At 62.9% G+C, this 21,249-nt stretch carries 19 protein-coding genes; 12 read left to right on the top strand and 7 right to left on the bottom strand.

Annotation, left to right across the window (positions count from 1 at the left end):
• Positions 1–70: 70 nt before the first annotated feature.
• On the top strand, positions 71–1,342 hold the full coding sequence (locus AC5RU9_RS11030; protein WP_494016469.1) for a helix-turn-helix transcriptional regulator: 1,272 nt from the start codon (positions 71–73) through the stop codon (positions 1,340–1,342).
• A 104-nt stretch (positions 1,343–1,446) separates the two neighbouring features.
• Here the strand turns inward: AC5RU9_RS11030 and hxlA are convergent, their stop codons facing one another.
• Both hxlA and hxlB read right to left on the bottom strand, forming a co-directional pair.
• Positions 1,447–2,070, bottom strand: a complete 624-nt coding sequence (gene hxlA / locus AC5RU9_RS11025) for a 3-hexulose-6-phosphate synthase (RefSeq protein WP_494016468.1) — start codon at positions 2,068–2,070, stop codon at positions 1,447–1,449.
• 55 nt (positions 2,071–2,125) lie between these two features.
• Complete coding sequence (gene hxlB / locus AC5RU9_RS11020) at positions 2,126–2,728, bottom strand: 6-phospho-3-hexuloisomerase (RefSeq protein ID WP_211713916.1); 603 nt, start codon at positions 2,726–2,728, stop codon at positions 2,126–2,128.
• Positions 2,729–2,947: 219 nt separating this feature from the next.
• Here hxlB and AC5RU9_RS11015 point away from each other — a divergent pair, with 219 nt between their 5' ends.
• From AC5RU9_RS11015 to AC5RU9_RS11005, 3 genes are all read left to right on the top strand, one after another.
• Complete coding sequence (locus AC5RU9_RS11015) at positions 2,948–3,706, top strand: FadR/GntR family transcriptional regulator (RefSeq protein WP_494016467.1); 759 nt, start codon at positions 2,948–2,950, stop codon at positions 3,704–3,706.
• 196 nt (positions 3,707–3,902) lie between these two features.
• The gene (locus AC5RU9_RS11010) at positions 3,903–5,390 is read left to right on the top strand and encodes a glyceraldehyde-3-phosphate dehydrogenase (RefSeq protein WP_494016466.1); all 1,488 of its coding nucleotides are present in this window, start codon (positions 3,903–3,905) and stop codon (positions 5,388–5,390) included.
• A gap of 40 nt (positions 5,391–5,430) precedes the next feature.
• Positions 5,431–6,456, top strand: coding sequence for an ATP-dependent 6-phosphofructokinase (locus AC5RU9_RS11005; RefSeq protein WP_494016465.1), 1,026 nt, complete (start codon positions 5,431–5,433; stop codon positions 6,454–6,456).
• Positions 6,457–6,469: 13 nt separating this feature from the next.
• Here AC5RU9_RS11005 and AC5RU9_RS11000 read toward each other — a convergent pair whose 3' ends face one another.
• Positions 6,470–7,138 carry a response regulator gene (locus AC5RU9_RS11000; RefSeq protein WP_211713920.1) on the bottom strand — a complete coding sequence of 223 codons (669 nt, stop codon included), beginning with the start codon at positions 7,136–7,138 and terminating at the stop codon, positions 6,470–6,472.
• On the bottom strand, positions 7,135–8,733 hold the full coding sequence (locus AC5RU9_RS10995; RefSeq protein ID WP_494016634.1) for a sensor histidine kinase: 1,599 nt from the start codon (positions 8,731–8,733) through the stop codon (positions 7,135–7,137). The genes AC5RU9_RS11000 and AC5RU9_RS10995 overlap by 4 nt, the downstream gene beginning before the upstream one ends.
• Positions 8,734–8,983: 250 nt before the next feature.
• On the opposite strand from AC5RU9_RS10995, the gene AC5RU9_RS10990 reads away from it, so the two are divergent.
• The 4 genes from AC5RU9_RS10990 to AC5RU9_RS10975 are packed head-to-tail and all read left to right on the top strand — an operon-like array spanning position 8,984 to position 12,493.
• Positions 8,984–9,994: a Bug family tripartite tricarboxylate transporter substrate binding protein gene (locus tag AC5RU9_RS10990; protein WP_211713921.1), complete on the top strand. Its 1,011-nt coding sequence runs from the start codon at positions 8,984–8,986 to the stop codon at positions 9,992–9,994.
• Complete coding sequence (locus tag AC5RU9_RS10985; protein ID WP_211713922.1) at positions 9,991–10,494, top strand: tripartite tricarboxylate transporter TctB family protein; 504 nt, start codon at positions 9,991–9,993, stop codon at positions 10,492–10,494. The genes AC5RU9_RS10990 and AC5RU9_RS10985 overlap by 4 nt, the downstream gene beginning before the upstream one ends.
• Positions 10,494–12,104: a tripartite tricarboxylate transporter permease gene (locus AC5RU9_RS10980; RefSeq protein WP_494016464.1), complete on the top strand. Its 1,611-nt coding sequence runs from the start codon at positions 10,494–10,496 to the stop codon at positions 12,102–12,104. The genes AC5RU9_RS10985 and AC5RU9_RS10980 overlap by 1 nt, the downstream gene beginning before the upstream one ends.
• Positions 12,101–12,493 (top strand): universal stress protein, encoded by a 393-nt coding sequence (locus AC5RU9_RS10975; RefSeq protein ID WP_235519818.1) that lies wholly within the window; start codon positions 12,101–12,103, stop codon positions 12,491–12,493. Before AC5RU9_RS10980 ends, AC5RU9_RS10975 begins: the two co-directional genes overlap by 4 nt.
• 67 nt (positions 12,494–12,560) lie before the next feature.
• On the opposite strand, the gene AC5RU9_RS10970 is transcribed toward AC5RU9_RS10975, so the two are convergent.
• The 3 genes from AC5RU9_RS10970 to AC5RU9_RS10960 all read right to left on the bottom strand — a co-directional run bounded on the left by AC5RU9_RS10970 (position 12,561) and on the right by AC5RU9_RS10960 (position 16,639).
• Positions 12,561–15,146: a GH32 C-terminal domain-containing protein gene (locus AC5RU9_RS10970; protein WP_494016633.1), complete on the bottom strand. Its 2,586-nt coding sequence runs from the start codon at positions 15,144–15,146 to the stop codon at positions 12,561–12,563.
• 30 nt (positions 15,147–15,176) lie between these two features.
• Positions 15,177–16,382: a NosD domain-containing protein gene (locus AC5RU9_RS10965; RefSeq protein ID WP_494016463.1), complete on the bottom strand. Its 1,206-nt coding sequence runs from the start codon at positions 16,380–16,382 to the stop codon at positions 15,177–15,179.
• Between the two features lie 74 nt (positions 16,383–16,456).
• A complete protein-coding gene (locus AC5RU9_RS10960; RefSeq protein WP_494016462.1) occupies positions 16,457–16,639 on the bottom strand; it encodes a hypothetical protein in 183 nt (60 codons plus the stop codon).
• A 315-nt stretch (positions 16,640–16,954) separates the two neighbouring features.
• Between AC5RU9_RS10960 and AC5RU9_RS10955 the strand changes: the two genes are divergently transcribed.
• The 4 genes from AC5RU9_RS10955 to AC5RU9_RS10940 all read left to right on the top strand — a co-directional run bounded on the left by AC5RU9_RS10955 (position 16,955) and on the right by AC5RU9_RS10940 (position 21,240).
• Positions 16,955–18,241: an ABC transporter substrate-binding protein gene (locus AC5RU9_RS10955; protein WP_494016461.1), complete on the top strand. Its 1,287-nt coding sequence runs from the start codon at positions 16,955–16,957 to the stop codon at positions 18,239–18,241.
• A 74-nt stretch (positions 18,242–18,315) separates the two neighbouring features.
• Complete coding sequence (locus tag AC5RU9_RS10950) at positions 18,316–19,203, top strand: carbohydrate ABC transporter permease (protein WP_235519812.1); 888 nt, start codon at positions 18,316–18,318, stop codon at positions 19,201–19,203.
• Entirely contained in the window at positions 19,203–20,129 is a 927-nt protein-coding gene (locus tag AC5RU9_RS10945; RefSeq protein ID WP_494016460.1) for a carbohydrate ABC transporter permease, read from the top strand. The genes AC5RU9_RS10950 and AC5RU9_RS10945 overlap by 1 nt, the downstream gene beginning before the upstream one ends.
• A gap of 70 nt (positions 20,130–20,199) precedes the next feature.
• On the top strand, positions 20,200–21,240 hold the full coding sequence (locus AC5RU9_RS10940; protein ID WP_494016459.1) for a LacI family DNA-binding transcriptional regulator: 1,041 nt from the start codon (positions 20,200–20,202) through the stop codon (positions 21,238–21,240).
• Positions 21,241–21,249: the final 9 nt, after the last annotated feature.

The raw sequence follows: 21,249 nt of genomic DNA, 5'->3' as shown, positions 1-21,249 counted from the left end.
ATGGGCAAGAACTTTGCCCTACTGGGTGCGCACCGCGGCGCACCCTTAGTGAGCGCACGAGGATGCAGCCATGACCCTTTCTGACCTCCCCTGGCCGCTGTTGAACTCCGTGGCCGCCCTCGCTGATGCCCCGCTGTCCCACATAGCCGAGCGGCTCCGCGAAGCCGTACTCCCGTCCTTTGGGAGCAGTGCGTTGGTCATCTTCACGGAGGACTGCACGGGGCGCCCGCAGAAAAAGGCGGGCGCGGAAGACATCATCTCCAAGGTCTCGATTGCCGAGCTTGACGTACTTCGTGCCGAGCTGCCGGATGAGGAGCCGTGGTTCGGCGATGCCGTACTCGCCGGCAAACCAAGGCACGCGCTGGCCCTGAAGCATGCCCCCAGCAATGCCCTCCTGGTGATCACCGATCCGCGTCCCACGGAGCAGGACAACGAAGCGGGGATGGACCTCCTGCGGTTCCTTTGGAACCTGGCGGCACGGCGGATACAAGAAAAAGTCGCTGATGCGCCGCCGTCGTACCTGCTTGAATCGCGGGCGGCCTCGGCGGAGCGCCTGCGCGTCACAGCCGAGCTGACCGACCTGCACTCCACAACCTTGGAGACCCTCCTGGCCGCCTTGCGGTCATCGTCCTTGGACGACGCCACGGCCCGCTCCACCGTCACTGACCTTGCCGCAAGGGCTTTGGTAGGGCTCCGCACGCACAGCGACCGCACCACTGATCTGGTCGAAGAACCGGTAGCCAAGGCGTTTGAACGCCTGCGCGAGGACCTGCGGCCGCTCACCAGTTTCAGCGGCATCGAGGTCCAGTTCATCGAACCGCCGTTGAACGGCCGGGCCCTCCCCGGGGAAGTTGCGCACGCTGCGCGCGCCATTGTTCGCGGGCTGGTTTTGGTCATGATGGAGCAGCCCGAGGTCAGCCGGATCCGAACCCATTGGGATTGTGACGGCGAGAACCTGCTGATCAACGTGCGCGACGACGGCGGCGGGGCGTTGACCGTCAAGGATCCCAATATCAGCCGACTGGACCGCAGGGTCCAGGCGCTCACTGGACAGCTGCGGATGGACGTCATGTCCGGCTGGGGTGCCGACGTCTTCGTGTCATTGCCGCTTGACCTTCCGGCCCGCCCCACGGGCGATGTCGCTGGCTGGAACCTGGCCGCGCGCGAGCTGGAGGTCCTTCAGCACTTGGCTTCCGGGCACCGCAACCGCACCATCGCCTCGGCCATGGGCATCAGCGAGAACACGGTCAAGTTCCATGTGCGGAACCTTTTCAAGAAGCTCGACGTCGGTTCGCGCACCGAGGCGATCGCACTGGCCCACAGCCACGGAATGCGGCAGTAGCGGTGAAACTACTCGAAAGAGTAGTAGAAGCGATTGATGCGTACATCGAAAAAGGTGGTGCCCCACGGCTGGTCGCCTGCGGGACACCACCTTCGATCCGATGGCTAGGAGATAGCTGCGCGGAGAGCCTTGGCAGCCAGTGCCGGGTCCTCGGCACCGTAGATGGCGCCGCCGGCCACAGCGACGTCGGCGCCGGCTTTCTGGACGTCTCCGATGGTGGCAACCTTGACGCCGCCAGCCACTGAGAACGGAACGCGGGCTTCTGCACCGGCACGCAAGAGACCGGTCAGGTCAAAGCCGGGTTTGGCCTGCTCGTCCAGGCCAGCGTGCATTTCCACGAACTTTGCACCCAGGGCACGGACTTCCTTGGCGCGGGTCACCTTGTCCGAGATGCCGATGAGGTCAACAACAACGCCCTTGTTGTGCGCTTTCGCTGCCTTGACTGCCCCAGCAATGGTGGAGTCGTCAGCGGCACCGAGCACGGTCACCAAGTCAGCGCCGGCCTTGAAAGCGATGTCGGCCTCGAGCTCGCCGGCGTCCATGGTCTTGAGGTCTGCGAAGACGATCTTGTCCGGGTGCGCGTCCTTGACTGCCGTGATCACGGACAGCCCTTCAGCCTTGATCAACGGAGTGCCCAGCTCAATGATGTCGACGTATTCGGCGACCTGGCCAGCCAGCTCAAGGGCGGCTTCGGTGGTGAGGAGGTCGATGGCAACTTGGAGTTTCATGACGATACTTCTTTCTGTTGAGAACTGATCTGGGTGTGCAAAAACGATGGCTGGATTACTCGAGGTTCGCGTGCCGCAGCCACAGCTCTTCGGCAGGCTGCGGATCGTTGTCCCAGAGGGACTGGAAGATGGCTTCCGTGGCCACGAACAGGGCCTGCTCAAACAGCGAGCCGGAGTACTGACGGGTCTTCGACGATCCGTGGTCGGTCTTCTGGGCTGCTGGAATGATCACCAATGCATCAGCAAGCCCAGCGAGCGGCGAGTCCGGGTTGGTGGTGAACGCTGCGATGCGGGCTCCGGCTTTGGCGGCAGTTTCCGCGGACTTGACCACACCCGAGGTGGTGCCCGATCCCGAGGCAACCAGAAGGAGGTCGCCGGAGGAAATGGCCGGAGTGGTGACATCGCCGGCGATGTGGACAGCCAGGCCCAAATGCATCAATCGCATGCCGGCCATCCGAAGGACCAGGCCGCTGCGACCGGCTCCCGCCACGAAGATTCGTCCAGGGTGTACGAGGTGGCTTGCAATGCGGGCCATCTGCTGTTCATCAATCTTGACGACCGTCCCCGACATCTCGTCAAGGACGAGGGAGATGTTGCGGGCAATGTCGGACGGTGTCGTGGTCGGAGCTGCACTCGTTGCATTCGCTGCCGGATTCACAATCGTTTGTCCCTTCGATTCGGTCCTCGGCCCGTGCAGGCGTTCGGAGTGATGTTCGGTTGTTGACTATGCTTCCGAAACACAAGGGATGGGGTAACACTGTTTTCTGACGGTTCTTCCTACCCTTAAGGATTGGTGCGCCAACCCGCAGCCCACCCTGCGCAACCGCGCTAGGTAGTATTGGAGCCACCTGGTAGCCGTTCTTGGGAGCACAGACACTTGGCAGCGCCTTCCTCGTTCGAGTCGCAGATCTACCGGTCATTGCCGGAAATCGAGCGGGCCGATGCAATCGTCGACAGAATCTCTACGGCCATAGCGTTGGGATTGCTCAAAGTCGGAGAACGCCTGCCAGCGGAGACCGCGCTGTCCGAAATGTTCGGTGTTGGCGGCTCGACTCTTCGCGAAGCGCTGACTGAACTGCGCGCCCGGGGAATCGTGGAGACCCGCAGGGGGCGAAGCGGCGGATCATTCGTCGTCAGCTACCCCCGATCCGATGCCGATAAGATGCGGGCGTGGTTCCTCGCAACGTCCATCCCGGAAATACGGGACATCGGTGAAGAGCACGCTGCCATCGCCACGGCGACTGTCCGCCTTGCCTGCGAACGCGCAGAATCCCATGACTTCGAGCGCCTGCAGGCACTGGCCCGGGCACTGGATCATGCTGCGTCACCTGAAGTCCGTGCCGCTGCCGACAGCCGATTCCACGTCCAACTTGCCGTCGCAGCCCGGTCACCGCGGCTCACCAACGCCGAGATCAGGCTCCAAGAGGAGACCGTCCAGCAGTTATGGACTCCCCTCGCGGTGCCATTCGATCCCGCTACTGCCACCGCCGAACACCTTGGACTGGTCCGCGCAATTGCACAGGACCAACCCGGCACGGCCCAGGCCTTGGTGCAGGAACATATCAGGCGGAACGTGTTCCACCTGATCGATACAAAGCTCACCCTCGACTATGCCCAGTCCCAGCGAAGTCGCTAAATAAGGCCTTCAGCCGCGGCGCGCTCAGAAAAGCGGCCGACCCTCAAAAAGCTCAGCCCACCCAAAGGGGTGGTAAAGACCATCCCGAATTAGCGTTTCGGGTTCTCTGCGCCCGAAGGACGATGGAAGCCAGGCCCTGCCGCATTCGTTGCCCCAGGTGAACCCGTTCCCCGCGCTCCTCCGGAAAGGCAGACCGATGCTTACTTCAGATACTTGCCTTGCCGAATGGATGGGGCGGGAGGCCCTCGCCGAGGCCATGATTCCCGTCATAGGCCGGCTCTACCGGGAAAACAACGTGGTCACCACCATCCACGGACGCAGCCTGGTCAATCAGTCCACTACGAGCATCCTCAAGGCCCATCGTTTCGCCCGCCGAATCAGCAAGGAGGAACTCCTCCTCGAGGAGACCGCGCCCTTGGTCAACGCATTGGCCCAACTACAACTCGGACCGGCCACAGTCGACATCGCCCGCCTGAACCAGAAGTTCAAGGACAAGGGCACTGGCACGGGCGTGGAGGAATTCCTCCGCACCGAACTCGCGGGAGTAGCAGGCAAGCGCGGCGGCAGGGCCGGCGGCAGCACCGACGTCGTGCTTTATGGTTTTGGCCGTATTGGACGCCTGGTGACGCGGCTTTTGGTGGAACAGGCGGCCGGCGGCCATGGCCTGCGGCTTCGGGCGGTCGTTGTTCGCAAAGGCGCGGAGAACGACCTCACCAAGCGCGCCAGCCTGCTGCGTCGGGACTCGGTCCATGGTCCCTTCGAAGGGTCCATCAAGGTAGACCTCGAGGCCAACACCATTACGGCCAACGGCGTCCGCATCCAGGTCATCTACTCGGACAACCCCGCCACAGTCGATTACACGGCGTACGGGATCAGGGACGCCTTGATTGTTGACAACACCGGACGGTGGCGGGACGCAGAAGGCCTCTCGCAGCACCTCCTGAGTCAAGGTGCCGCCCGTGTTTTGCTGACCGCACCGGGCAAGGGTGGGCTGAAGAACATCGTGCACGGCATCAACCACCGGGACCTCAACGACGACGACACGATCGTCACCGCGGCGTCCTGCACCACCAACGCCATCACACCGATCCTGCAAGCCATCAACGACAAGTACGGAATAGTCCAGGGCCACGTGGAAACGGTCCACTCGTTCACGAACGACCAGAACCTCATAGACAACTTTCACCAGGGCAACCGCCGGGGCCGTTCCGCAGCGCTCAACATGGTCATCACCGAAACCGGGGCTGCCAGGGCCGTGGCGAAGGCGCTGCCCGAGTTGCAGGGCAAGCTCAGCGGAAGCGCCATCCGGGTGCCCACCCCTGACGTGTCCATGGCCATACTGAACCTGAACCTTGAGCGCGGCACCACTAAGGACGACGTCAACACGTACCTGCGCGGAATGGCGCTGCATTCGGACCTTCGGCAGCAGATCGATTACGTCGACTCTCCGGAAGTTGTTTCCACGGACTTCGTGGGTTCCCGGCATACAGGGATTGTTGATGGGCTGGCCACCATCTCGAACGGCAAGAACCTGGTTCTCTACGTCTGGTACGACAACGAATTCGGCTACTCATGCCAGGTGATCCGGGTCATGGAAGAAATGGCAGGCGTGCACCGGCCGTCCTACCCCGTGGCGAACGTGGTGGAGGAAGCCTTGTCCGTGCTGGCAGCCGCGGACTCCTGATGGCCGTCCAAAACCCAGCCCCAACAAAGCGAGCCGACGCATGAAAATTGGAATCCTGACCAGTGGTGGGGACTGCCCCGGCTTGAATGCGGTGATCCGCGGTGCCGTCCTGAAGGGCATTGCCATCCAAGGACACGAGTTCGTAGGCTTCCGTGACGGATGGCGCGGAGTGGTGGAAGGCGACGTGATCGATATCCCGCGTTCCATGGTCCGGGGTATCGCCAAGCAAGGCGGCACCATCTTAGGGACATCGCGCACCAACCCTTTCGGCGATGGTGGTGGCCCGGACGTCATCAAAGCACACCTGGAACGCCTCGGCATTGATGCGATCATCGCGATCGGCGGCGAGGGCACCCTCGCAGCCGCCAAACGGCTCACGGATGCCGGGCTCAACATCGTGGGCGTTCCCAAGACCGTGGACAACGATCTCGACGCCACGGATTACAGCTTCGGTTTCGATACCGCGGTGCATATCGCTACCGAAGCGATGGACCGGCTACGTACCACCGGCGAATCGCACCACCGCTGCATGATCGCCGAAGTCATGGGACGGCACGTGGGCTGGATCGCCCTCCACGCGGGCATGGCCGCCGGCGCGCATGCCATCCTGATCCCTGAGCAAAAGGTCAGTGTGGAGCGAATCGGCCAGTGGATGCTGGCAGCGTATGCCCGCGGCAGGGCACCCTTGCTGGCAGTAGCTGAAGGCTTCGTCCCCGAATACATGGAGACCCCGCATTCCCAGCGGGGCCTGGACACCTTCGGCCGTCCCCGCATGGGGGGCATTGCGGATCAGTTGGCTCCGCAGTTGGAAGCGATCACGGGTATGGAAACCCGGACTGCGATCCTCGGCCATATCCAGCGCGGTGGAGTGCCTACCGCCTTTGACCGGGTGCTGGCCACCCGCTTGGGCATGGCGGCAATCCACTCCGTCGCCGAGCGTCGCTGGGGCACCATGGTGGCGCTCAAAGGAACGGAAATACAGAGTGTGAGCTTTGATGAGGCTCTCGGGAGGCTCAAGACAGTTCCGCAGGACCGCTATGACGAAGCTGCCGTCCTGTTCGGCTAAGCAGGGATACCGGTCAGCGCCCCTTCAACACGTATCGCCGTTCAGGACGTCCGACGCCGTACTTGAGTCGGACGTCCAAGGCACCTTCGTCGTGGAGGTACTCAAGGTACCGGCGGGCGCTCACGCGGGAAGTTCCCAACTGTTCTGCGACCTCAGCCGCGGAAAGGTCACCGGGCGCGGATTTCAGCGCTGATTCGACCAGTTCGAGGGTCTCGACGCTGCAGCCCTTGGGCAGTGACCGCTCGGAGACGCTGACACCGAACACCCGATTAACATCGGCCTGTTCAGCCTGGTTCTTCGACGAATCCAGCCCCTGGTATGCGCTGAGATAGTGCTCCAGCCTTTCCTGCAGGTCCGCCTGGGAGAAAGGCTTGATCAGGTAATGAACAATCCCTCCACGCAGGGCCTTCCGCACTGTCTCCACTTCCCGGGCGGCACTGATCACCAGTACGTCCAGGTCCGGGGCCACGTCCCGGAGTTGGTGCATCAGGTCCAGGCCGCTGATGTCCGGAAGGTGGATGTCCAATAGCACCAGGTCGGGTTGAAGGCGTTCGGTTTCGATCACGGCACGGGCTCCGGTGTGGGCCACTCCCACCACTTCAAAGTGGGGTGTTCTCTGGATGAACCCGGCGTGCACTTTGGCCACCATGAAGTCATCATCGACGATCAGGACCTTGATCACGGCTGCGCTGCCTCTTTCTTTGCGTGTGAATCCTGTTTTGCGAACCGGGCGGTGAAGACGGCACCCCCGTTGTTGGCCACCGTCAGGTCCCCTCCGCTGCGGCGGCAAATCACCCGCGAGAGCGCCAGGCCGAAGCCCCGCGCGTCGCCGGGGCCCGGGTCCTTGGTGGAGAAGCCCTGCCGGAAAATGTCTTCTGCGGAATCGGAGGGCACGCCCGGGCCGTTGTCCCGCACGGTGACAGTGACGCCGTCCACCGAGTCGGCCACCAGAACGGTGACCGCTGCCCCAGCAAGCCCGGTGACGGCGTCGAACGCGTTATCCACCAGGTTCCCCACCACGGTGGTGACGTCCCGGGAGAGTTCCTCGGGCACCGGCGCGAGAGTGGATTCAGGGTCCAGTTGCACGTCCACCCCGCGTTCAGAGGCCAGGCTGGCCTTGGCGATGAGCAGGGCGGCGAGCGCCGGGTCTTGGATGCGGCTGGTGACGTCGTCGTTGAGCCGGGTGCGTTCCACTGTGGCGCCGTTGACGAACTGCACCACGGAGTCGTATTCGCCGATCTGGATCAGGCCTGAGATGACGTGGAGTTGGTTGGCGAACTCGTGCGCTTGCGCCCGTAAGGTGTTGGTGACTGTGCGGGTGGCGCCCAGTTCGCTTTCCAGGGAGGACAGTTCTGTCCGGTCCCTCAGGGTTGTCACGGAGCCGATGTCACGGCCGTGCGAGTGGAGGGCCACGCGGTTCATCACCACCAGCCGTTCGCCCACCAGCACCAGCTGGTCCGGGTCTGCTTGATCGCGGGTCAGGACGGTCTTCAGCGCGGGGTCCACGGTGAGGGACCGGAGCTTCTTGCCGACGCAGTCCGGTGGAAGGCCCAGGAGCTGCCGGGCGCTTTGGTTGGCTACGGTGATGCGTTCGTGCGGGTCGAGCGCCACGACGCCTTCCTTCAAACCCTGCAGCATGGCCTCGCGGTTCTCCACCAAACCGGTGATTTCCCGGGGTTCCATGCCCAGTGTCTGGCGTTTGACGCGTCGGGACAACAGGAGCGAGCCCGCCACTCCCAGGATGCTTGCAACGCCCAGGTAAGTGAGCAGGTTGGGGACGGCGTCGCCCAGGCGTTCCAGTGTGGAGGGATAGTTGCGGCTGATGGAGGCGATACCGATCATGGTTCCGGAGTCGTCAATGACCGGCACGTGGGCGGAAAGGACTTCGCTGTTGTTGGCGTTGAGTACACCGGTCCATGCACGGCCTTCCATGACCCTGCTTTCGCCCAAGGGAAGCTTGCGGCCGATGAGTCCGGGGTCGGAGGCAGTGATGACGGTGCCGTCCAGCTTGGCCAAGGCAACGTGCGCTGATCCGGACACTGTGCGGACGGACTCGGCTACTGCCGGAAGGGCTGAACCGCCACGTGGTTCTGCCGTGGGCAGGAGTGCCCGTACGGTGGGGTTGTTGCCCAGGGCTTCGGCGGCGGACAACGCCCGGCGCCCCTCGGTCCGTTCGAAAGCGGCGGCCGATTGGGCCAGGGAGATTGCCACAACGGCTACAAGGACGGCCAACACTATGAGCAACTGCAGTACAAGGTACTGCCCTGCAAGGGACATGCCTCTGCGTCGAGTCACGGTGCGGTTCCTTTGGTGGTGCCGGTGATCGGAGCTGGCTGGGGATGCTCCGCGTGGCGTACGGGAACTATACCCCAGACCCTTCCGGGACCTTTCCGGTCCGTGAACGCAATGAACTTAAAGATCACTGCGAACACAAGAGTGATCGCCGTCACGCCCCCGTCTAGCATCAGTTCACGGGGCTCAACGTTGACCGCCCTGGACAGAATTCATAACTGAGAAGAGGAACACCATGCGCCAGATCCGCGCATTGCGAGTTGCCGCCGTCGCTGCCGGCCTCGCCCTGATGGCTACAGGTTGCGGTGCCACAGGCAAGAGCTCCACCGGTTCGGAAACCTCCGGCGCAGCAGCCGGACCCATCACCGGGCTCCAGATCATGGTGCCGAACACTCCCGGCGGCGGCTATGACACCACGGCCCGCGCAGCTGCCAAGGTCCTTGATGACGAGAAGATCGCCAACAACACCGAGGTCTTCAACCTCGCCGGTGCCGGCGGTACTGTCGGCCTGGCCCGTGTGGTCAATGAGAAGGGCAACGGCGACCTCGCCATGTTGATGGGCCTGGGCGTCGTGGGTGCCAGCTACACCAACAAGTCGCAGTCCAAACTGACGGACACCACGCCCCTGGCAAAGCTTATTGAAGAGCCGGGCGCCATCATGGTCAGCAAGGACTCCCCCTACAAGACCATCGACGATCTTGTGAAGGCCTGGAAGGCCGATCCGGGATCGATTTCGGTTGGCGGCGGCTCTTCCCCCGGCGGCCCTGACCACCTGCTGCCGATGCAGCTGGCCGGTGCCGTTGGCATCGACGCCACCAAGGTCAACTTCGTTTCCTACGACGGCGGTGGCGACCTGCTGCCCGCTATCCTGGGCAACAAGCTCGGCTTTGCAGCCTCCGGCGCAGGGGAATACCTGGAGCAGATCAAGTCCGGCGAAGTCCGCGTACTTGCCACCAGCGGTGAAAAGCGGCTGGACGGCGTGGACGCACCCACGCTGAAGGAATCCAACATTGACCTGGTGTTCAGCAACTGGCGTGGCGTGGTGGCCCCTCCGGGCATCAGCGACGCCGACAAGCAGTCCCTGATTGCCGCACTGGAGAAGATGCACGCTTCTGAAGGCTGGAAGCAGGCGCTGAAGACCCACAGCTGGACTGACGCTTTTGTCACCGGCGATGAGTTCAAGACCTTCCTGACTGACCAGGACAAGCGGGTGGCGGACGTCCTCACCAAGCTTGGTCTGGCGTGAGCTCTGCAGTAACAGGCTTGAAAGGCCGCGCCGAGCTGGGGGTAGCCCTCCTGCTCGGCGTGGTTGGCGTCCTTGTTTTCCTCGACGCCAACGGCCTGGTAACCCCGTACTCCAAGTCAGACCCGGTTGGCCCCAAAACGGTCCCCTTCATTGTTGCCGGAATCCTCCTGATCTGCGCCGTGATGCTGGCCATTAACGTCCTCCGTGGCGGTAAAGGTGAAGCCGAAGAAGGCGAGGATGTGGACCTGACCCACCCCGCGGACTGGAAGACCATCCTTCCGCTGGCCGGCGCGTTCCTCCTGAACATCCTTCTGATCGACTGGGCCGGATGGGTCATCTCCGGCACCGTCCTGTTCTGGGGCAGCGTCCTCGCCTTGGGCAGCCGCCGGTACATCCGCGACGGAATCATCTCCGTGGCGCTCTCCCTGCTCACCTTCTACGGCTTTTACCTCGGCTTGGGCATCGCTTTGCCGGCCGGGCTCCTGGAAGGAATCCTCTGATGGACGTCTGGTCCTCCTTGATGGACGGTTTCTCCACCGCCCTGACTCCCCTGAACCTCATGTACGCCATGATCGGCGTCATCTTGGGCACCGCCGTTGGTGTCCTCCCCGGGCTGGGCCCGGCCATGACCGTGGCTCTGCTCCTCCCTGTCACTTATGCCCTTGAACCCACCAGCGCGTTCATCATGTTTGCCGGCATCTACTACGGCGGCATGTACGGCGGCTCCACCACTTCCATTCTGTTGAACACCCCGGGTGAATCGTCGTCGGTGGTGACGGCCATTGAAGGCAACAAGATGGCCAAGGCGGGACGCGCCGCCCAAGCACTTGCGACGGCGGCCATCGGCTCGTTCGTGGCGGGCACCATCGGCACCACCCTCCTTGCAGTCTGCGCGCCGATCGTTGTGAAGTTCGCCGTCAGCCTGGGCTCTCCCAGCTACTTCGCGATCATGATGCTGGCTCTCCTGGCCGTCACCGCAGTCCTGGGCAAGTCGCGTCTCCGCGGCTTTGCCTCATTGGGCCTGGGCCTGGCCATCGGCCTGGTTGGTTTGGACTCCGTCACGGGTCAGAGCCGCCTCACGTTCGGTATTCCGTTGTTGTCCGACGGACTGGACATTGTGGTGGTGGCAGTCGCCATCTTCGCCGTGGGCGAGGCACTCTGGGTAGCCGCACACCTGCGCCGTACCCCGTTGCACATCATTCCGGTAGGCCGTCCGTGGATGGGCAAGAAAGACTGGCAGCGTTCCTGGAAGCCGTGGCTTCGCGGCACAGTGTTTGGCTTCCCGTTCGGCGCACTGCCCGCAGGTGGCGCCGAGATCCCCACCTTCCTCTCCTACGTCACGGAAAAGCGCCTCAGCAAGCACCCCGAAGAATTCGGACACGGTGCAATAGAAGGCGTGGCCGGGCCGGAAGCCGCCAACAACGCAGCGGCGGCCGGAACGCTCACCCCCATGCTGGCCCTGGGACTGCCCACCAACGCAACAGCCGCCGTCATGCTTGCCGCGTTCACGTCCTACGGCATCCAGCCTGGTCCGCAGCTCTTCTCCAGCCAGGGACCGTTGGTCTGGGCGTTGATTGCCAGCCTCTTCATTGGCAACCTCCTGCTCCTGCTGATCAACCTTCCGCTGGCGCCGCTGTGGGCCAAGCTCCTGCAGCTCCCCCGCCCGTACCTGTACGCGGGCATCCTGTTCTTCGCCACGTTGGGCGCCTACTCGGTGAACCTGCAGGCGTTCGACCTGGTGATCCTGCTGGTCCTCGGAGCACTTGGCTTCATGATGCGGCGGTTCGGGCTCCCCGTCCTGCCGCTCATCCTGGGTGTCATCCTTGGCCCTCGCTTGGAAGGCCAGCTCCGCAAGACCCTGCAGCTCAGTGCCGGCGACCCGGCCGGCCTCTTCAGTGAGCCGATCGCCGTCGGAATTTATGTGATCATCGGCATCATCCTGGCGTGGCCGCTGGTCCTCAAGCTCATCCGGCGCAACCGCCCGGCGAAGGCCCTCCCCGCTGGCTACGACGACGCTGAACCCACCACGGAACATCCCGTTGCGTCCGTCCCGCCGTCAACCACCACGGAAGCCACCATCCCAACCCATCGGAAACAGGAGAAACCATGACCATCGTGGTGGGATACGTCCCCACACCCGAAGGCGAAGCGGCGCTGACCCAGGCCATCGCCGAGGCCAAGAAGAGCAATGACACCCTTCTTGTCATCAACTCCTCCAAGGGCGACGCCCTGGTGGACAATCGCTACGCCCAAGAGCCGGACATCCAGAGCATCGAGGAACGGCTTGCTTCGCAGGGCGTGCAGCACGTCATCAAGCAGCCCATCCGCGGCCACGACGCAGCAGCCGAAGTACTGGACGCAGCTGATGAGCATGACGCGGGACTGATCGTGATCGGCCTCCGCCGCCGCAGCCCGGTGGGCAAGCTCATCATGGGCAGCGTTTCCCAGCGGATCCTGCTGGAGGCCGACTGCCCGGTGCTGGCGGTCAAGGCGGACTAAGGTTCGGGAAGCACGACGGCGGCTGGTCACCTCGCGGTGACCGGTCGCCGTCGTGCTTAACAACCGGTTACCACATGGCCCTGTTGAGCGGCGTGACGGTCAGGCTCTCAAGACGGGCCGTACCTCCCTCCGAGAACAGGGACAGGGAGTTGGCGCCCGCCGAAGGGAAGACCTGGTCCGTGAGCGTCGCCAGGCCATCCTGGGCGAACACCTCCACGGCGGCCTTATCGACGTAGATCCGCAGGCTGAGCTTTCCGTTGACGAGTTGGACCGGAGCGTCGTCCAGCGATGCGAAGGCCGGGTGGAAGCCCTCGTTTCCGGACGCGGTCCTGTCAATGAACGCCCGCCCGGAGGCCGTTGTGTAGCCGATCCTGGTGGCCTCGGTGCCGTCACCAAGGACCTTCAGCCCGAACGCTGTAGCCGTTCCCGGTGAAAACTGCGCATCGATCTGCATGACGTCCCCAGAGACTGGGAGACTGCTGGTCCCGGCCGGGACGTCCTGGGCGGGGGCCGTATAGGCAGCGCCCGTGTTCTTCAGGCTATCCACCTGCTGGACAGCTTTCTGGGTGAGCCTGGGGCCCTGGCTGGTTTGCGTTAACAGGACTTCCCGCGGCAGTGCCATGGTTCCCCGCCACGTGGAGGTTGGAGTGGATTGTCCATAATCCCAGTTGTTCATCCAGCCGAGCATGATCCGCTTGCCGTTCGGGGCGTTGTTGAACGAGACGGCCGCATAGTAGTCCCGCCCCCAGTCCAACCAGTCATGCTGTTCCAGGCGGGTGATGTCGGAGGCCACAAACTCGTCCGCAAGAATGTGTCCCCACCCACCGCGGTTGTTGTCCACGATCAGAATGGTGGCCTGGCTTCCCTTGTAGGCGCTGACGTCCCAGGTTTTCCAGTCCAGGTGCTCGGAATCGGAGCCGGTGGTGGTGCGGACGGCTTGTCCGTTGACCATCAGGTTGACCGCAGTCTCGCTGCTTCGCGGCTGTGCCGGCTGTGAGCCCAAAACCATGTTGTCCAGTGTCAGGTGACCCCACGGTCCGGTCGCATTGTCCACGATCCGGATCCGTGCGATCTGGCCGTAATACTGGGAGACATCCCAGTTCTTCCAGTTCAAGTCGCCCGAGTTGCTGCCCGTGGTGCTCCGGACTGGAACGCCCCCTACCAGGAGTTCCACCTGGAGTGTGCCGTCCCTCCGGTTGCCACCACCCAGGAGGAACCCGATGTTGGTGTTGGTCAGGTAGAACTCCGGTGACGTGATGGTGCCTGTGTTGTTGTCCGCGTTGGGCCCCCCTTCAAAGGTGTTGATGCGTTTGCCGATCGCGTACTCGCCGCCCGCAGTGGACGGGTTTCTGGCTGCTTCGAAGTCTCCGGTCAGCTGCCATCCGGCAGCACTGAGTGTTCCCGGGTAGTCGAAGCCGTCGAACAGGAGGTAGCCCGGCGGCGGGGCGTTGCCGGGTTGCTCCCCGGGTTGCCGCGGGTGGTTTCCGCCGCCGGCCAGGAAATTGATGTAGTCCTTGGTGACCGTGAAGGGCGCCGATTCCAGCGTGCCCGTTGGAGCATCCCCGCCGTTGAAACTGTTCACCATGCCGGCACCGATGGAGCCCGCGACGGTTTGCTGTCCCGTCAGCGTTCCGCTGGCCGGGGCGCCTCCCCAAGGTCCTGCGGGGTTGGCCGGGTCATTCCCCACGTTCCAGCCGCTGTAGCCCCCGCCGTTGAACCCTGCTATCAGGTTCCCCGGTGGGGCAACATCCACCGGATCAGTGGTTTCGGACGTGAAGGTAGTGCCGTCAAAACTCCCTACGAAGTACTGGCCTCCGCTGCCTCCAGCCACCGCGCCCGGATTGATATTCACCACCAGGACCCATTTGGTGTTGTTCGTATTGCCATCCACGGCCAAGGGGAAAAGGTCCGGGCATTCCCATTGCCCGCCCGTGGCGTTGGCCGGCTTGAAGTCGTCCAGGTACGTCCAGCTTTTCAGGTCGCTGCTCTTGTAGAAAAGGACCCGGTGCTCGTTCGCTTCCACGGCCGACATCACCCAGTAGGAACCGGCGGAACCTTGGTACCAGAACACTTTCGGGTCCCGGAAGTCCGTGGTGTTCCTGCTCAGCACAGGATTCCCCGAGTACTTGGTCCACGTCTGGCCGCTGTCCGTGCTGTACGCCAGTGATTGGGCCTGCTTGCCCGGGTACAGGGGATTGTTGCCGGTGAAATTGCTGGTGTAAACGGCAACCATGGGCGGGTTCTGCGCTGTTCCCAGGCCACTGGTGTTCTGGGAGTCCACCACGATGGAACCGGAGAAGATGTCTTCTGTTGCCTGCCCGCTGCTGTTGAAGGTTTGCGCGATGGCCAACGGCTTCTCGGACCAATGCAGCAGGTCCGTGGAGGTCGCGTGCCCCCAACTCATGTTTCCCCACGTCGTTCCGTAAGGGTTGTACTGGTAGTACATGTGGTAGGTCCCGTTGTTGTAGACCAGCCCGTTGGGATCGTTCATCCAGTTCTTCAGCGGGGTGTAGTGCACAGCGGGACGGTACTGCTGGGTTGCGGGGTCAGGATCGGTGGCGTGCGCCGGAGCGCTTGTCGCCGCCAAGGACAGGGATACCACGACGGCGGCAATCACCGAGGCGACCACCGGCGGTTTGGTGCGTCTTGTCATCATTGACAGACCTTCCTTCTCAGCCCGGCGCTAGGGGGTCGCCCGGAACGAGTAGGAGTTGGTGTAGTGGACGAACTCGCCAGCTCCGCCGCTGTCCAGCACCTTGGTCCCGGTGGTTGAACCATCCAGCACCACCGTGTTCGTCGCCACCGAGGAGATGGTGTTGTTTGCAGCGATGTAGTTATTGGCACCGGACGCCACCAGGATGATGGTGGGTTTTTGGCCGGAAGGGCTCACTGAAGCGGAAGGGACGTCGTAGCTGAAGTGGTTGCCCGTCAGAGTGTTCCCGCTGCCTGCCAGATGAACCAGGCCGAACAGGTCGTCCAAGCCGTTGTTGTAGGGCTTGAGGGGATCGAAAGGCTCCATTTGCCGCAGGAAGTGGTTTGCTCCCACCAGGTTTTCCGTGCAATTACCCTCGAAGTTCACCATGCCCGGGTAGAAGGCGTGGAAGCGGTTGCTGGTGATGGTGGAGCGGGTGCAGTTCTTGAAGTGCACACTGCTCTTGCCCCGCGGGAAGACGTTGTTGGCGCTGACCAGCAAACCCATGTGGCCCTCCGCATAGATGGAGAAGCCCACGTACCCTGCACCGATGAGGTTATCGGTGACTTTGGAGGCCTGCCCGGATCCGGTGAGTTCCACGCAGCTACCGCATTCGGCCAGGAAGTTGCCGCTCACGCTCAGGGCGTCGGTGTCCCGGACCACCAGCCCATGTTCCAGGTACACCATACCCATGCCTTCCAAGCGGCAGGAGTCGTTCGCGGAATCGAAGCGGATGCCGGTCTTGCCGTTGACGTACGAATTCTGGTTGGAGTTGAACGAGACTCCGTCCAGGCAGAAGTTCTGGAACACGATGGAACTGAGCCTCGGATCTCCGCTCCGGTACACCCGGAAGGCGTCGGTGTTTCCGTCTGTGTTTTCCACCCGGATCCGGCTGCCTCCGGGGTTGATCTCATGCCAGCTTGACGTGTTGCCGGCGTTGTAGCGGATGCTGCTGGACGTGAAGCCGTGGCCGGATCCGCGAATGGTCACGAAGCTGATGTCAACGTTGACCCGGGTCTTGAGCGAGTAATCTCCTGGCGGGATATAGACGACGGCGCCGGGTTTGGATGCCTGGTTGGTCTGCTGGGATTTCACATCGGCAATGATGCTGTTGATGATGAGCCCAATGTCGTTGTAGGGCGTGGCGGACGGGTTTCCGGGGACAGACCAGGTGGTGACGTCGTAGACAGTGGTCACAGCGTGTTCTCCTCACATCGTTGGGGGTACTGCTTGAGTGGCCTTGCTTCATTGCCGGGTGTTGCCGGGTGGCCTTAGAGCACGCCGATGATTGCGCGATGGCCCGGCGTTGCGGCGTTTTCAGCGGTAACTGCCTGCGTGGCTGGTTCCGTTGCGGGGGCTTTCTTAGCGGACAGCACGACGACGGCGCCCGCGACGGCCGCTGCCGGAATGAGCCGGAGGATGCTCCTTCGGCTCAGGGACGGGGATGGATCCATGGTTCTCCTTTGAACTCGTGTGGCTGATTCGTTCGGTGGCAGGTCTGAGCAGGGCAGTGCCCGATCGGGTGCCAAACAATTGCCAAATCAGCCAAAATATGCCAAAACGATTTGTCCGGTGGCGCGGATCACTTTATGGCTATCCGTTCCCCGCCGTCAAGAGTCCGAAAAGTTTCGTGGAAACCAGTTGACACACCCCCGGGCACGGCCCTAATGTCAATGCCAAGTCGTTTTGGCAAAACGATTTTTCAAGCCAACAGCAATCCCCAACCGTCTCTCTGCAATTTCCGTTCAAGAGAAAGTGAGTCGACAGCGATGTCCACTCGAAAAACCATCTCCAAGCTCGTCACCCTCGGCGGACTGTGCACCGCCGTTGCCCTCGTGGCCACCGGTTGCGGCGCCGGAGGCCCCGCCCCCTCGTCCGGCGGATCCGGCGGGTCCACCTCCATCAACGTTTTGGTCGAAGCCGGAGGCCACGCCGAACTCACGGGCGTCGCCGAACAGTGCAAGAAGAACGCAGGCGTCGACGTGAACTTCGTCGAACTCCCCTACGACGGCATGTTCAACCGCCTTTCCAGCGAGTTCTCCTCCGGCAACGTGTCCTTCGACGTAGCAGCCCTGGACTCGGTCTGGTTGCCCAGCTTCAAGGACGCCGTCCAACCCATCGACGAGCTCTTCACCGACGACGCCAAGAAGGACATCTTCCCCGCGCTCGTCAAGGAAGCCAACGTGGATGGCCACTTCATCGGCATGCCGGCCTGGACCAACGCCGAGATCATCCTGTACCGCAAGGACCTGTTTGAGGACGCCAAGAACAAGGCCGATTTCCAGGCCAAGTACGGCTACGAGCTCGCCGCGCCCAAGACCTGGAAGCAATACCAGGACATTTCGGAGTTCTTCACCAAGGACGGCATGTACGGCACGGACGTCAAGGGCGCAGTTGAAACCGAATGGCTGGCCCACGTCCTCCAGGCCGGCTCCCCCATGGTCCTGGACAAGGACAACAACGTGGTCATCGACAACGCCGCCCACAAGGAAGCCCTGGACTTCTACGTGAGCTTGGCCAAGGACGCCCCGAGTGGGGCAGCACAGGTTGACTGGGCAGCAGCACAGAACCTGTTCAACCAGGGCAAGACCGCCATGACCCGCTTCTGGGCCCACGCCTACCGCCAGATTCCCGCCGATGCTCCCGTGGCAGGAAAAGTGGGCGCGGCAGCGATGATCGGCGGCAGCGCCGGCGTCGCAGGCGTACCGGGACCGTGGTACCTCTCCGTTCCCAAGGCAACCAAGAACGCTGACGCTGCCAAGAAGTTCGTCAAGTGCGCCTACGACTACAACGACAAGGGAATCGAATCCAAGCTTGGCCTGGCATCGCGGATCAGCGCCTTCCAGAAGTATCAGGACCAGCCCGGTTACGAGAGCTTCAAGCCGCTCATCGAGACCCTCAACGGCCAGGCGACGGCCACCCGACCCGCTACCGCCAAGTGGCAGCAGATCGTTGACACCGTCCTGATCCCGTTGCTGCAGAAGGCCGTGGCCGGTGGCGACACCTCCGCGCTGCTGGCCGATGCCAAGAAGCAGATCCAGGACCTCCTGAAGTAAAGACTCCGCGGCCGGCACCATCAGCACTCAAATGACAGTGCCGGCCGCGGTCCCAACCAGCAGAAAAGAAAACCGTGCGTATCTCCGATCGCCGCTTCGCCCTCTATCTGATGACGCCCGCGGCTCTGTTCCTGGCCGTATTCGTGGCCTACCCGCTCTTCCGCCTGGTGGCAGACAGCTTCTTCAAGATCTCCCCCATCGCCGGCGGGCCCCGCGATTTTGTGGGGTTCCAAAACTACGTCACCGCATTCACCTCCGAGGCCTTCACCAGCGCCGGATGGCGAACCTTGGGCTACACGGTGGTGGTAGTAGCACTGGAGTTCACCCTCGGCCTCGGCATGGCATTGCTCTTCACCGCCCTCGGCAAGAAGTCCCAGATCTGGCGGACAGTGTTCCTCTACCCCCTGATGATTGCCCCGATCGTTGCGGGCCTCCTGTGGAAGTTCCTGATGATCGATAACTTCGGCCTCATCGGAACGCTCCTCCACCAAGCCGGCATTCTGTCGGACCCCAACCAGATCGGGTGGTTGTCCGACCCCAACATTGTGTTGTTCTCGGTGGCCATTCCAGACATCTGGCTCACTACGTCCTTCATGTGCCTGGTGCTCTTCGCCGGCCTCCAGAACATCCCCGGCGATCTTCTCGAAGCCGCCCGCCTTGACGGCGCTCGTGCTCCGGCGCTCCTGTTCCGGATCATCCTTCCGCTGCTTCGCCCCGTGATCGCTGTTGCATTGGTGGTCCGCGGAATCGACGCTGCGAGGGCTTTTGACACCATCCTGATCCAAACCAACGGCGGGCCCCAGTCGGCATCGGAAACGATGAGCCTGCTGATCTACCGCACCATGATCCGCTTCGGCGACCCTGGCCTGGCCAGCGCCATGGGCACCATTTACCTCATCGCCATGCTGGCCATTGCCTTCGTCGCGGTGGCCACCATCTGGCGGCCAGGAAAGGACAACTGATGAGCACCGCGAGCGTAACCACCAAAGCCGGGCCGCCGCCGTCGGGCCTTAGCGAACCACAAGTGCTCCGGCGACGCGGGGTCAACCGTGAAGGGCTCGAAGCCGGCCGGCGCAGCACACGGACCATCCTGTGGATCCTGCTGGCGGTAGCCATGGTGCTGTACGGTTTCCCGTTCCTGTACCTGCTGTTCACGTCGTTCAAGACGCCGATCGACACCATCGCTGTCCCGCCTACCATCCTGCCCCGCGAGTGGACGCTGGAGAACTACACCAATGCCCTGGGTCGCAGCGGCGTGGTGGCGTCCTTCATCAACAGCATCCAAACAGCGGTCATCAGCACGCTGTTGTCACTGGTCCTGGCAGTGCCGGCCGCCTACGGCATCACCAGGTACAAGACCCCCAGCGGCCGCGTGTTCATCATGGCCGCACTGGTGACCCGCATGGTCCCGCCGGTGGCCATCGGCATTCCGCTGGCGTCCATGATGTCCTCCGCAGGCTTGGCCGACACCCCCATAGCCCTGTCCATTGCGCACACCACCATCTCGCTGCCGCTCTCCATTTGGCTGATGTCCAGCTTCTTCGAATCCGTCCCCCGGGACCTGGAAGAAGCAGCAACCGTGGACGGATGCAGCAGGCTCGGTGCCCTGTGGCGGGTGGTCATCCCCGTGGTGTCCGGCGGTATCGCCGTCACAGCGATCTTCGCTTTCCTGGCTTCCTGGAACGAATTCCTGTTCGCACTTCTGATGACAGCGATCCGCTCCCAGACAACGCCAGTGGTGATCGCGAACTTCCAAACGCAGTTCGGCCTGGACTGGGGTTCCATGACGGCCCTCGCCGCGGTGTACTCGATCCCGGTCATCCTGCTAACGCTCCTGCTGCAGCGAAAGATCGTGGCGGGCATGACGCTGGGTGCGGTCAAGGGCTAGCGCCACCATCAACGAGTAGCCTACTGATAGCCCCTCCGGGGCGTCACCAACCATAAGGACGTGGGAGTCAATGAGCAGCAAGAACATCGGTATCAAGGACGTAGCCGTCGCTGCCGGCGTGTCCGTCACCACCGTGTCCCATGTCCTCAACGAGGTTTCCTATGCTCGGATCAGCACCGAAACGCGGGACAAAGTCAGGATGGCCGCCGAAGAACTCGGTTACGGCCCCAACCGCCTGGCCCAGGCCCTCCGCACGCAAAGGACCGGCATGCTGGGGCTGGTCAGCGAGGAAATCGCCACCACGCCCCACGCGGGCAGGATCATCCTTGGCGCCGATGAGGCCGCCAAAGCCCGGGGATACAACCTCATGATCATCAACACCCCGGGCTCGGCCAGCCTCGAATCAAGGCAAGCCGACGTGCAGGCCCTCCTGGAGCGCCGTGTGGACGGGATCCTTTACGCCACCATGTACCACCGCAACGTGGAACTCCCGGAGAACCTGGCCAGCGTCCCATCGGTCCTGGTGGACTCCGTTGCCATTGGCGGGAGCATCACGGCAGTCGTACCGGACGAGGATGGCGGCGCCCGCGCCGCAGTCGGAGCCCTCCTCGACGCCGGCCATACCCGGGTGGGCTTCATCAACAACACCGATGATGTGCCAGCAACCCGCGAGCGGCTCCAAGCCTTCCGGGCCATGCTCAACGAAGCAGGGCTCGACGGCGACGCGGCACCTGTTGAGTCCGAGGTTTCCGAGGTGCATGGCGGCTATGAGGCAGCGAAACGGATTCTCTCGCGGACGGAGAGGCCTACGGCACTGTTCTGCTACAACGACCGCATGGCCATGGGCGCCTACCGGGCGGCTGCCGAACTGGGGCTCAGCATTCCCCGCGACCTTTCCGTCGTGGGCTTTGACGACCAGGAACTGATCGCCGCCAACCTCTACCCCGGCCTCACCACAGTCGCCCTCCCCCACTACGAGATGGGGGCCTGGGCCACCGAACACCTTATTGACGCCATAGAGGGCAAGGACGACTTGTCCTTAATGGCACTCCACCCCACCATCCTGGGCTGTCCGTTGGTCACCCGCGATTCCGTCGCCGCTCCGCGGTAGAGCCCAGCC

This window comes from Arthrobacter sp. B0316-5-4 (assembly GCF_059090325.1).
The sequence above is the reverse complement of the archived record's forward strand: the minus strand, read 5'-3'. Positions and strand labels throughout refer to the sequence as shown.